Genomic DNA, 12,672 nt, shown 5'->3' with positions numbered 1-12,672 from the left:
GGGATTCTGCCCAAGCCGCCGTGACTCAGGAAGAGCCCTGTTCAGCGATGGGAGCCGACGTCCGGCTGATAGTCCACATCGTCCTCCACCAGCGGCTCGACGCCACCGTCCTCCAGGGCCACCGGCGGCGCGTCGGGGTTGTCCAGCACCGCATAGGAGATGGCGCAGAACAGCGAATTGAGGCGCTTCATGTCGCTGATCAGGCCCAGGTGCAGGGCGCTGGTCTCGATGCTCTGCACCACCTGGTGGTGCAGGCGCTCGACGTGGGCGTGGGACAGGCGCCGTTCGAGGATGCGGAAGCGCTGCTTGGCACGACGCAGGCGCTTGGCGTTCTCCAGGTCACCGTTGAGGAACACTGAGAGGCTCAGGCGCAGGTTGTTCACCAATTGCTGGTGCAGCTCGGCGATATCGGCCAGGCCGGCTTCGGAGAAGGAGCGCTGCTGGGAGGTCTTCTTGTGCTGCACGTCGCCGACCATGCGCTCGATCAGGTCGCCGGCCTGCTCCAGGTTGATGGTCAGCTCGATGATCTCGGCCCAGCGGCGGCTGTCGCGCTCGCTCAGGTCTTCCCGGGGCATGCGCGCCAGGTACAGCTTGATGGCGGTGTAGAGGGCGTCGATGTCGTCGTCCAGGCGGTGGATCTCCTTGCCCAGCAGGGCGTCGCCGCCGCGCATCAGCGTGAGCAGGTGGTGCAGCATCTGCTCGACGATATCGCCCAGGCGCAGGGTCTCGCGCACGGCGTTGGCCAGGGCCAGGCTGGGCGTGTCCAGGGCGCTCTTGTCCAGGTGGCGGGGTTTGGCCACGTCCGTGGCCTGCTCGCGGTCCGGCAGCAGCCAGTCGCAGAAGCGCGCCATGTAGGGCGTCAGCGGCAGCATCAGCAGGCAGCGCGCGCTGTTGTAGAGAACGTGGAAGGCGATCACCAGCTCGGCGGTGGAGAAGGCCCAGCTGTCCAGCCACTCCGCCGCCGGCCCTACCACCGGCAGCACCAGCAGGCAGCCCACCAGCTTGAACAGCAGGCTGCCGAGGGCCACCCGGCGGCCGGCGGCGTTTTGCGAGGTGGCGCTGATCATGGCGAGGATGCCGCTGCCGACGTTGGCGCCGATCACCAGGCACAGGGCGACCTTGAGCGGGATGACCTTGGCGGCGGCCAGGGTCGCGCTGAGCAGCACGGCGGCCAGGCTGGAGTAGGTGACCATGGCGAACAGCGCGCCGGTCAGGGCGTCGAGCATCACGTCGCCCGTGAGCGAGGAGAACAGCACCTTCACGCCCTTGGCGGTGGTGATGGGCTCGGCGGCGGCGACGATCAGCTGCAGCGCGAGGATGATCAACCCCAGGCCGATGGCCACGCGGCCGAGCTGGCCGATTCGGGTCTGCTTGCGCGAGAGGAAGAACACCACCCCGAAGAAGATCAGCAGCGGCGACAGCCACGACAGGTCGAAGGTCAGCACCCGCGCCATCAGCGCCGTACCGACGTCGGCGCCGAGCATGATCGCCAGGCCGGAGGACAGCCCCATCAGCCCCTGGGCGACGAAGGAGGTGACCAGCAGGGCAGTGGCGTTGCTGCTCTGCACCAGGGCGGTGACGCCGATGCCGGCGGCGAAGGCCAGGGGCGCGCGCTTCATGCTGTGGCTGAGCCAGCGGCGCAGGTCGCTGCCGAAGACCCGGAGGATGCCGGTGCGAACGATATTGGTGCCCCACACGAGCAAGGCCACGGCGGAGAGCAGGTTGAGCAGTGTCAGCATCGGTTCCCTCCTTAAGGTAACGACATGAGCCGCTCCTGGAGGTGGGGCGGCTATCTAGGGGTGGGGTTGTAACATGATCGTCATATTCTGACTTGCCAGCCCGCGTCCCGTTCACCCGTGCCCGTCACCTTTTCTACCTGCAAGTTAAGTCGTAAAACCGCAGCCTTGCCCGGCCCGTCGCAGGCGACAGGCCCTGTCGCCCGCTGCCTGTAGCCTCGTCGAACTGATAACCTGTACTGACCCGGCGGACGCGACCTTTCGATGCTCAACCTCTACCACGCCAATGACCTGGAAAGCCTCGGCGAGCTGGCCTGCAGCCTGCTCGTGCAGCCCCAGCGCGACCCGCTGGCGCCGTCCCGCGTGGTGGTGCCGAGCCAGGGCATGGGGCGCTGGCTGACGCTGCAACTGGCGCGACGCCAGGGCATCGCCATGCAGCTCGATATCCAGCTGCCGGCGCGCTTCATCTGGGACCTCACCCGCCAGGCCCTCGGCGAGCTGCCGCCGCAATCGGCGTTCAACCCGGTGACCCTGACCTGGCGCCTCTACGACTGGTTGTGCGAGCCCGCCAACCTCGAACGCACCCCGCGCCTCGCCCAGTACCTGGAGGGCGGCGACGAGCGCCGGCGCCTGACCCTGGCGGCGCGCATCGCCGACGTGCTCGACCAGTACCTGCTGTACCGCGACGACTGGCTGGCCGCCTGGGAGCGCGGCGAGCTGCTCGGCCTGGGCAACGACGAACAGTGGCAGGCGCTGCTCTGGCGCGAACTGACCGCCGACGGCCACCCGCACCGCGCGCGCCTGCTCGGCGACCTGCTGGCGCGGCTGCACGACGACGCGCCCATCGACGGGCTGCCGGAGCGCCTTATCGTCTTCGGCATCAGCAGCCTGCCGCCGCACCATATGCGCGTGCTCGAAGGGCTGGCGCGGCATTGCGAAGTCATCCTCTTCGCCCTCAACCCCTGCCGTGAGGCCTGGGGCGATATCCGCGACATCCGCGAACTGGCCGCCCTGCCGGAGCCCGGCATCGACGACTGGTACCTCGACGTCGGCCACCCGCTGCTGGCCAGCCTGGGCAAGCAGGGGCGCGACTTCTTCGACGCCCTGTTCACCCTCGGCGGCCAGGAAGTCGGCATCTATGCCGAGAACGAAGACCTGGCCGACGGCAGCCTGCTGCAGGCCATCCAGAACGACATCCTGCGCCTGCGCACCCGCCACGCTGACGAGCGCCTGGCCCTGCGCGAGGACGACCGCTCCCTGGAAGTGCACGTCTGCCACTCGCCCCTGCGCGAAGTGGAGGTGCTGCACGACCAACTGCTGGCGCGCTTCGCCGCCAACCCCGGGCTGACCCCCGACCAGGTGGTGGTGCTGACCCCCGACATCGAGCGCTACGCCCCCTATATCGAAGCGGTGTTCGCCCCCCGCGAGGGCGTGCCGCGCATCCCCTTCAGCCTGGCCGACCGCAGCCTGCGTGCGGAGCTGCCGCTGGTGGAAGCCTTCCTCGCCCTGCTCGACCTGGCCCAGAGCCGCTTCGCCGCCGAGGAGCTGCTTGGCTGGCTGGAGCAGCCGGCCCTGGCCGTGCGTGCCGGCATCGAGGCCGAGGATCTGCCGCTGGTGCGCGACTGGCTGCGCGAGGCCGGCGTGCGCTGGGGTCGCGATGGCCGCCACCGCGCCCGCCTGGGCCTGCCGGAAGAAGACGCCTTCAGCTGGCGCCAGGGCCTGGAGCGCCTGGTGCTGGGCTTCGCCGCACCGCCGCGACTGGCCGGCGATGCTCCGCCCCTGCTCGGCGACAGCTGGCCGCTGGATGCGCTGGAAGGCGCCCGTGCCCAGCTGCTCGGGCGCCTGGCCGGTTTCATCCAGCGCCTCGGCCATCTCGCCGACGACCTGGCCCGCCCGCGCCCGTTGGCGGACTGGGCCGAGACCCTGCAGGGCCTGATCGACCAGCTGTTCGACGAACGCGAAGCCGGCGACACCCTGCTGTTGCTGTCCCAGGCCTGCGGCGACCTGCGCAAACAGGCCGAGGCGGCGGGCATCGAACGGCCCATCGACATGAGCCTGGTGCGCCAGCAACTGGTGGCCGCCCTGGACGCCGGCAGCGGCGCCTCGGGCTTCCTCACCGGCGCGGTGACCTTCTGCACCATGGTGCCCATGCGCAGCCTGCCATTCCGCCTGGTGTGCCTGTTGGGCCTGGACGACGGCGCCTTCCCCCGGCGCACCCCGGCCGCCGGCTTCGACCTGATCACCCGCAAGCCGCGCCGGGGTGACCGCGCGCGGCGCCTCGACGACCGCTACCTGTTGCTGGAAACCCTGCAATCGGCGCGCGATGGCCTCTACCTCAGCTACGTGGGCCGCGACCCGCGCGACAACGCACACCTGCCGCCCTCGGTGCTGATCAGCGAACTGCTGGAAACCATCGACCTCACCGCCACCGCCGGCGAGACCAAGGCCAGCCAGCGGGTGCTCATCAGCCACCCGCTGCAGCCCTTCGCCTCCGGCAACTTCGCCGGCGGCAGCCATGCCGGTTTCTCCGCCCCCTGGTTCCGTGCCGCCCAGCGCCTGGCGGAGGTGCCCCGGGAGCCGGATGCACCCTTCGCCCTGCCCTTGCCGGAGCCCGACGCTGACTGGCTGACCCTGGAGCCGGCGCAACTGATCCAATGCTTCCGCCACCCGGCGCGCTTCCTCCTCGAACAGCGCCTGGGCCTGCGCCTGGCCGAAGCCGAGGAGGCCTTGGCCAGCGACGAGCCCTTCGCCCTGGAAGGCCCTGCCTGGCGCGGCCTGCGCCAGCTGGCCCTGGACGCGGTGGAACGCGGCTGGTCGGAGCTGGACGAACGCCGCATCGCCCGCGCCGCCGGCTGGTTGCCCACCGGCGAGCTGGGCCACGCGCTCTGGGGCCAGTTGCGCGGTCCGGTGCGCGCCTTCGCCCCGCGTCTGTTCGAGGCGCGCCCGGACAGTGCGCCGCAACCGCTGCTGGTGGACGTCAGCCTGGCCGGCGTGCGCATCCACGGCTGGCTCGACGGCGTCACCGAGGACGGCCTGTTCGGCTGGCGCCTCAACCGCCTCGGCGAATGGGAGCTGGCGCCCTTCTGGCTGCGCCACCTGCTGCTCAACCTCTCGGCCACCCCCGGCATCGCCCGTGAGAGCCGCCTACTCTCGCCCGCCGGCGACTGGCAGGCCGGCCCCCTGGCCAATGCCGCCGCCCTCCTCGAACCTTGGCTGCACGCCTACCGCGAGGCCCTGTGCGAGCCTTTGCCGCTGCTGACCAAGGCCAGCCACGGCTTCGTCTCCGGCTGGCGCAAGCCCGGGCGCAAGGAGCCCCTCGACGCCGCCCGCAGCAAGGCGCGCATCGCCTGGGACGGCATCGACTTCGGTCCCGTGGGCGAGTCCCGCGACCCCTGGTACGCCCTCGCCTTCCGCGACCGTGACCCGCTGGACCAACGCTTCGAGCGCCTCGCCGAAACCCTCCTCGGCCCGGCGCTGGACGCCCTGGCAGATGACGAGGAGGACGACGCGTGAACCGTGGCGACAGTGATGCGTTTGTGCATATCCCTATGCAGGTCAGACGCGACATGTATAGAAATCGGCCCTTTTCTATACGTATGTGTATTGATATGCCGGAAAATCGCGACTTCCTATGCATGAAGGGAGTCGGTCGTCATGACTGATCTGCGCGGGTTGCACGAACTCGATCCGCTCCGCTTCGAGTCTCGATCGATACTTCGCAAGCTGACCACGGCCAGCCGAGCGTTGGCCGAGCTCAAGGGTGTCGCTTCTTCCATTCCCCACCAAGGCATCCTCATCAATACGCTGGGCATGCAGGAAGCGAAGGACAGCTCGGCCATCGAGAACATCGTCACTACCCACGACGATCTTTTCCGGGACGATGCATTTCCGGATGCCTCCAACAGCCCCGCTGCCAAGGAGGTCCTGCGCTATCGACAGGCACTCCATGTCGGCTATGCATCCGTGCGCGATACCGGGCTGCTGACGACCAACCAGATCATCGATATCCAGGCTGAGTTGGAGCGCAACAACGCGGGGCTGCGTCGCCTCCCGGGGACCACGCTGAAGGACGGACTGGGAAGAGTGGTCTATACGCCGCCGCAGGATGCCGAGCGTGTCATCGAATTGATGCGGGATTTGGAGCGTTTCATCAACGATAACGAGCTGTTCGACGCCGATCCGCTGGTGAAGATGGCACTTATCCATCACCAGTTCGAAAGCATCCATCCTTTCTACGATGGCAATGGCAGGGCAGGTCGCATCGTCAATGTGCTCTACCTGCTCAAGTGCAAAATGCTCGACATCCCGGTGCTCTACCTGAGCCGCTACATCGTTCGCCACAAGGCCGAGTACTACCGCTTGCTGCAGGCGGTGCGTGATGAGGAGCAATGGGAGGACTGGGTGCTCTTCATGCTGGCTGCCGTCGAGGAAACCGCGCGCCAGACAATCGGCACCATCGAGGCGATCAAGGCGGCATTGCTCGATTACAAGCATCGGATAAGGGCGCAGCACAGGTTCTACAGCCAGGACCTGATCAACAACCTGTTCACTCATCCGTACACCAAGATCGAATTCGTCATGCGCGACCTTGGGGTCTCTCGCCTCACCGCCACTCGTTACCTGCAGGAGCTCGCCGATAGCGGTTTCCTTGAGAAGCGCCGAATCGGCCGCTCCAACTACTACAGCAATCTGGCGCTCAATGCGGTACTCACCGGCGACGATCTGAGGGATGGAGCATGAGCCTCGACCTGCTCAACGATCCCTTCACCGGGCGCAGCCTGATCGAGGCCAGCGCCGGCACCGGCAAGACCTGGACCCTGACCGCGCTCTACGCGCGGCTGCTGCTGGAGCGCAAGCTGGGCGTGGGGCAGATCCTGGTGGTGACCTACACCACCGCAGCCACCGCCGAGCTGCGCGAACGCATCCGCGCGCGACTGGCGGCGTTGCTGGCCATGTACGAAGGCGCACCGGCGCCGGACCCGGTGCTGGCCGGCCTGCATGCGCAGTACCCGGGCGAGGACGCCCACCGCCGCCTGTTGCTGGCGGTGCACGGCTTCGACGAGGCGGCCATCTTCACCATCCACGGCTTCTGCCAGCGCGCCTTGCAGGACGCGGCGTTCGAGGCCGGTGGCGATTTCGACAGCGAGCTGACGGCAGACGACCGCGAGGTGCTCGACGGCCTGCTCGCCGACCTCTGGCGTGCCGAGCTGGCAGCCGCCGAGCCGGCCTGGGCGCGCTTCCTCGCGCAGAAGCGCCTCACCCCGCAGGTCCTGCGCCAGCGCCTGCGTTCGCACCTGGGCAAGCCCTACCTGCGCATCGAACCCCGGGAAACCGAGCTGGGTGATCTGGGGGCGGCCGGCGAGGCCTGGAACCATGCCCGGGATACCTGGCTGCGGGATGCCCAGGCTTGCCTCGCCGACCTGACGGCCTTCGACGGGCTCAACAAGCGCAGCTACGACGCCGCCAAGTTCGCCCTCTGGCAGGGTGAGCTGGACGCTTATTTCGCCGACCCGGCGGCGCTGTTCGCGGCGCCCACGGGCCTGGAAAAGCTCGGTCGCGAGGCGCTGATCAAGGCCTGCAAGAAGGGCTTCGAACTGCCCGAGCATGCCCTCAATTCCGCGCTGCAGGGGCTGTTCGATGCATTGGAAGAGGCCAAGCCCGCCGGTGAGGCGCGGCTGATCGACCTGCAGGTGCGCCTGCTCGACACCCTCAACCGCGAGCTGCCGGCGCGCAAGGCGGCGCAGCGCATGCTCGCCTTCGACGACCTGCTCAACCGCCTCGACCAGTCACTGCAGGGCCCTGCCGGCGAGGCGCTGGCCGCCGCCCTGCGCGAGCGTTACCCGGTGGCGCTGATCGACGAATTCCAAGACACCGACCCGGTGCAGTACGCCATCTTCCGCTGCATCTACCCGGGTGGCGAGCAAGGCGGCGACCTGTGCTTCGTCGGCGACCCCAAGCAGGCGATCTACGCCTTCCGCGGCGCCGACCTGGCCACCTACCTCAAGGCCCGTGACGAGGCCGCGCGGCAGTACAGCCTGAACACCAACCACCGCTCGGTGCCGGCGCTGATCGCTGCGCTCAACCAGGTGTTCGACCGGCCCCTGCCCTTCGCCGAGCCGGGGCTGACCTATCCGCCCGTGGGCGCCAGCGACAAGGCCCGTGCCCAGCTGGTGCTGCCCGAGGCGGGGGCGCCTCTGGAGCTGGTGTGGCTGGGCGACGAACCAATGGGCAAGGGCGAGGCCGGCAACGCCGTGGCCATCGACACCGCCCGGCGCATCGCCGCCTTGCTGGCCGCCAGTGGCCGGGGCGAGGCCTATTTCGACGAGGCCGGCGTGCGCACCCCCCTGCGCGGCGGTGACATCGCCGTGCTGGTGGCCAGCCACCGCCAGGCTGGCGACGTGGCCGAGCAACTGGCCGCGCGCGGCGTGCCCAGCGTGCGCCGGGGGCGTGACAGCGTCTGGCACAGCGCCGAGGCCGAGGAGCTGGCCGCCGTGCTCGCCGCCTATGCCGAGCCCGGCCGCGAAGGCGTGCTGCGCTACGCCCTGGCCACCCGCCTGCTGGGCCGCGACGCCCAGGCCCTGGCGCGCTGCCAGGACGACGAGCACGCCTGGGACCAGGAGCGCGAGGACGCCGAGCGCTACCACCAGTTCTGGCAGCAGCAGGGCTTCATGCGCGCCTTCCGCGCCTGGCTCGACGAGCAGCGGGTGGCCGAACGGCTGATCGCCCTGCCCGACGGCGAGCGCCGCCTGACCAACCTCCTGCACCTCGCCGAGTTGCTGCAGGCCGAGAGCCTCCAGCGCCCCGGCCTGGAACCGCTGCTGGCCTGGTTCAACGCCCAGCGCGCGGCGGAGAGCCACGGCGACGACGCCCTGCTGCGCCTGGAAAGCGATGCCGAGCGGGTGCAGATCGTCACCGTGCACACCAGCAAGGGCCTGGAATACCCGCTGGTGTTCTGCCCCTACCTCTGGGACGGCGCGCTGCTGCGGCGCGACGAAGACATTACCTGCCACGCCGAGGACGGCACCCCGTTGCTGGACCTGGGCGGCGCCGACTACGACGACAACCGCGAGCGTGCTCGCCGCGAGCGCTTCGCCGAGCGCCTGCGCCTGGCCTATGTGGCGCTGACCCGCGCCCGCGACCGCCTGTGGCTGCACTGGGGCCCGGTGGCCCTGCCCAAGGCGAAGAAGGACGGCGAGCTGCCCGAGGACGGCCTGCACAGCAGCGCCCTCGCCTGGCTGCTGCACGGCCGCGAACTACCCGGCGATGCCTTGCTGGCCGAGCTGGGCAGCCACCTCGCCGCGCTGGATGGCGCCGGCCTGCGCCGCGAGCTGCAGGGCCTGGCTGACGCCAGCGGCGGCGACATCGCCCTGGTGGCCTGCCGCGAGGCCGAGGCCAGCGCCCAGGGCGAGACCCGCGCCGCGCCACCCGCCGCCCTGTCGCACCTGCAACGCGGCCTGCACAGCGCCTGGCGGGTGGGCAGCTTCTCCGGCCTGGCCGCCGGCATGCACATGGAGGCGCCGGACCGCGACGCCTTCTTCGTGCCCCCGGCCACCGACCCGGGGGCCGGCTTCTACGGCTTCCCCCGGGGCGCCCGTGCCGGCACCTGCCTGCACGCCATCCTCGAGGACTGGGTGCGCGGTGAGGGCGAGCTGGAGGACCTGGTGCCGCTGCACCTGCTGGGCCACGGCCTGCCCGAGGACTGGGCGGCGATCGCCATCGAGCAGCTGCGCAAGGTGCTGGATGCCGACCTCGACGGCCAGGGCCTGAGCCTGGCCGCCCTCGAACCGAGCCGGCGCCTGCCGGAGCTGGGCTTCACCTTCCCCGTGGCGCAGCTGGATATCCAGGGCCTGCGCGCGGTGCTGGCCGACCCCGCCCACGGCCTGCCGGAGCCCATGCGCCTGGCCGCCGAGCGCCTGGAGTTCGATCAGTTGAACGGCTTCATGAAGGGCTTCATCGACCTGACCTTCGAGCACCGGGGGCGCTGGTACATCGCCGACTACAAGTCCAACTGGCTCGGCCCGGACGCCAGCTACTACGGCGGCGAACGCCTGGAACAGGCCATCGCCGCCGAGCACTATCACCTGCAGTACCTGATCTACCTGGTGGCGCTGCGGCGCTTCCTGCGCCTGCGCCTGGACGGCTTCGCCAGCGAGCAGCTGGGCGGCGCCTACTACCTGTTCCTGCGGGGCATGCCGGAGGCCGGCGTGTATTTCCACCGCCCCGACGATGCGTTGCTCGATGCCCTGGATCGCCTGTTCGAGGAGGGCCGCCCATGACGCTCGCCGAATGGCCGCTGGGCCCGCTGGAGCGTTTCTTCGCCGAAAGCCTGCTGCGCCTCGACCCGGATGCCGGCGAGGCGGTCACCGCCGCCGCCGCGCTGTGCTGCCAGGCCCTGGCCAATGGCGATGTGTGCCTGCCCCTGGCGCGCCTGGCCGGACAGCGGGTGCTCGACGAAGGCGCCGCCGGTCTCGACCTGCCGGCCCTGCCCACCTGGCTGGCTGCCCTGCGTGCCTCCCCCCTGGTGGCGGAGCCCGGCGGTTATGCGCCGCTGACCCTGGATGGCGAACGTCTCTACCTCAGCCGCTACCACGCCTACGAGACGCGCCTGGCGGCGAGCCTGCTGGCCATGGCCGGTGCCCGCCCGCCGGTGGACGAGGCGCGCCTGGCGGAATCCCTGGCGCGGCTGTTCGCCCGCAACACCCAGCAGCCGGACTGGCAGCGCCTGGCCGCCGCCCAGGCGGTGCGCCGTAACCTGGCGGTGATCTCCGGCGGCCCCGGTACCGGCAAGACCACCACCGTGGTACGCCTGCTCGCCGCGCTGCTGGAACAACCTGGCGGCGAGCGCCTGGCCATCGGCCTCGCCGCGCCCACCGGCAAGGCCGCCGCGCGCATGGCCGAGGCCATCCGCAATGCCAAGGCCGAGCTGCCGGTGGACGATGCCATCAAGGCCCTGCTGCCCGAGGAGGCGCGTACCCTGCACCGCCTGCTGGGCAGCCGCGGCGACAGCCCGCAGGTGCGCCACCACGCCGACAACCCGCTGCCGCTGGACGTGCTGGTGGTGGACGAAGCCTCGATGGTGGACCTGGCGTTGATGGCCAAGCTGCTCGACGCCCTGCCCCCCGGCGCGCGCCTGGTGCTGCTGGGCGACAAGGACCAGCTCTCGGCGGTGGAGGCCGGCGCGGTGTTCGCCGAGCTCTGCGAGGGCCGTGGCCTGGACGCCACTGCCAGTGCCGACCTGGAGCGCATCACCGGCCAGCGCGTGCCGGTGGAGCAGCCGCGCTCGCACCTCGGCGATGCCGTGGTGCTGCTGACCCACAGCCACCGCTTCGCCGGCGACAGCGGCATCGGCGAGCTGGCGCGGCGCATCAATGCGGGCGACGCGCGCGGCACCCTGGAGTTGCTGCGCGAGGCACGGCCCGATCTCGGCTGGAACCCCGGCCCGTTGCAAGGCCCGCTGCTGGAGCGCCTGGACGCCGGCTACGCGCCCTTCATCGTCGCCGCGCGTACCGGTGATGCCGAGGCCGCTTTCGCCGCCTTCGCCGACTTCCGCGCCCTCACCGCCCAGCGCGAGGGGCCCTGGGGGGTGAACGGCATCAACGAGGCGCTGGAGGCGCGCATCAAGCGCCGCCTGGGCATCGCCAGCCGCGAGCGCTGGTACCCGGGCCGCGCGGTGATGGTGCGGCAGAACGACTACGCCCTGGGCCTGTTCAACGGCGACATCGGCATCTGCCTGCCTACGCCCAACGGCCTGCGGGTGTTCTTCGAAGGCGAAGGCGGCCACCGGCCCTTCGCCCCGGCGCGCCTGCCCAGCCACGACAGCGCCTTCGCCATGACGGTGCACAAGAGCCAGGGCTCGGAGTTCCGCGAGGTGCTGCTGGCGCTGCCGGAGCAGCCGAGCCCGCTGCTCAGCCGCTCGCTGTTCTACACCGGCATCACCCGCGCCAAGCAGCGGGTGGAGATCTGGGGCCTGCCGCAGCGCCTGGGCGAGGCGGTGAATACCCGCGCCGAGCGGGCGGCCGGGTTGGCCGCGCGCCTGGCCAGCGCGGAGCCGGCACCCGTCATGGCGCCGCCACCCGCCGCACCGCCCGCGCCTCCGGCGGGTGGGCAGCTGGACCTGTTCTAACGGCCTCCCTCACAGGGTGACGAAGCGCTGCAGGCCACCGGCGAAGCTGGCCTGGATGTAGCTGTACACCGCCCCCGCGCGCTTGTAGCCGCCATGGTTGGAGACCACCTTCTTGCAGTTGGCGACGAACACCGTGCGGGTGGCCACTTCGATGTAGGTCTTGTCTTCGGGGCCGTAGAGGCCCAGGGCCAGGTCATGCTCGGAGGAGGCGTAGGCGAAGCGCAGCACCTCGTCCCGCGAGGAGTGGAAGATGTACACCCGCTCGCAGGAGGGGATGGCGTCGGCGAACTCCTCGTCGCTTTCGAAGCATTCGTTATCCACAGCCGGCGCCGTGCAGAAGTAGTTGCGCACGATGCGCCCGGGTGAGCCCTTGAGGGCCTTGAGGGTGACCCGCGCGCCGAGGCTGTGGGACATCACGTCCACGGCGGCGGCATCCCCGTAGAGGTTGTCCAGCAGGAAGCGGAACATCCGCGCCACGGCATTGGCGCGTTTCTTCGCCTGCCACCAGTCGAGCTTCTGGTCGCCGCCGGGCCAGGAGTAGCCGAGCACCATGTCGTAGGCGTCGGCGAGGTGGACCATGGCCTGTTGCTCGATCACCTGGTAGGAGTCGAACACCTCGAACTGCTCGTTGTTGTAGCCGTGCACCAGCAGGAGCAGGCGCTTGCCCTTTACCAGGTGCAGCAGGTCCTTGAAGTCCAGCACCGCCGTGACCGTGTCGTTGGCCAGGTCCACCTCGCGTATCAGGTGGCCGGTCTCGGAGAGTTGGTCCGGGTTGGAGAAGTCCTTGCGTGAACTGATGATGATCATGAGCGA

Annotated in this window: 6 protein-coding genes; 4 read left to right on the top strand and 2 right to left on the bottom strand. The window is 70.0% G+C overall.

The window, feature by feature from the left end; all coding sequences use genetic code 11:
- Positions 1–41: 41 nt before the first annotated feature.
- Positions 42–1,739 carry a Na/Pi cotransporter family protein gene (locus RTW82_RS02925; RefSeq protein WP_316924190.1) on the bottom strand — a complete coding sequence of 566 codons (1,698 nt, stop codon included), beginning with the start codon at positions 1,737–1,739 and terminating at the stop codon, positions 42–44.
- Positions 1,740–2,000: 261 nt separating this feature from the next.
- Here RTW82_RS02925 and recC point away from each other — a divergent pair, with 261 nt between their 5' ends.
- The 4 genes from recC to recD all read left to right on the top strand — a co-directional run bounded on the left by recC (position 2,001) and on the right by recD (position 11,859).
- A complete protein-coding gene (gene recC, locus RTW82_RS02920) occupies positions 2,001–5,249 on the top strand; it encodes an exodeoxyribonuclease V subunit gamma (RefSeq protein ID WP_316924189.1) in 3,249 nt (1,082 codons plus the stop codon).
- Positions 5,250–5,390: 141 nt separating this feature from the next.
- Positions 5,391–6,476 (top strand): Fic family protein, encoded by a 1,086-nt coding sequence (locus RTW82_RS02915; protein ID WP_316924188.1) that lies wholly within the window; start codon positions 5,391–5,393, stop codon positions 6,474–6,476.
- A complete protein-coding gene (gene recB / locus RTW82_RS02910) occupies positions 6,473–10,012 on the top strand; it encodes an exodeoxyribonuclease V subunit beta (protein ID WP_316924187.1) in 3,540 nt (1,179 codons plus the stop codon). Before RTW82_RS02915 ends, recB begins: the two co-directional genes overlap by 4 nt.
- Positions 10,009–11,859: an exodeoxyribonuclease V subunit alpha gene (recD, locus tag RTW82_RS02905; RefSeq protein WP_316924186.1), complete on the top strand. Its 1,851-nt coding sequence runs from the start codon at positions 10,009–10,011 to the stop codon at positions 11,857–11,859. The genes recB and recD overlap by 4 nt, the downstream gene beginning before the upstream one ends.
- Before the next feature lie 9 nt (positions 11,860–11,868).
- Here recD and RTW82_RS02900 read toward each other — a convergent pair whose 3' ends face one another.
- Positions 11,869–12,666, bottom strand: coding sequence for an alpha/beta hydrolase (locus RTW82_RS02900; RefSeq protein ID WP_316924185.1), 798 nt, complete (start codon positions 12,664–12,666; stop codon positions 11,869–11,871).
- Between the last annotated feature and the right edge of the window lie 6 nt (positions 12,667–12,672).

The organism is Pseudomonas sp. zfem005 (genome assembly GCF_032621735.1).
GTDB lineage: Bacteria > Pseudomonadota > Gammaproteobacteria > Pseudomonadales > Pseudomonadaceae > Metapseudomonas > Metapseudomonas solani.
Note: the sequence above shows the minus strand (reverse complement) of the source record. Positions and strands in the feature narration are given on the sequence as shown.

Excerpts from the sequence above, each read along its gene's own strand:
- RTW82_RS02915 (WP_316924188.1), top strand. The coding sequence starts at position 5,391 with ATGACTGATCTGCGCGGGTTGCACGAACTCGATCCGCTCCGCTTCGAG.
- RTW82_RS02925 (WP_316924190.1), bottom strand. The coding sequence starts at position 1,739 with ATGCTGACACTGCTCAACCTGCTCTCCGCCGTGGCCTTGCTCGTGTGG.
- recB (WP_316924187.1), top strand. The coding sequence starts at position 6,473 with ATGAGCCTCGACCTGCTCAACGATCCCTTCACCGGGCGCAGCCTGATC.
- recC (WP_316924189.1), top strand. The coding sequence starts at position 2,001 with ATGCTCAACCTCTACCACGCCAATGACCTGGAAAGCCTCGGCGAGCTG.
- recD (WP_316924186.1), top strand. The coding sequence starts at position 10,009 with ATGACGCTCGCCGAATGGCCGCTGGGCCCGCTGGAGCGTTTCTTCGCC.
- RTW82_RS02900 (WP_316924185.1), bottom strand. The coding sequence starts at position 12,666 with ATGATCATCATCAGTTCACGCAAGGACTTCTCCAACCCGGACCAACTC.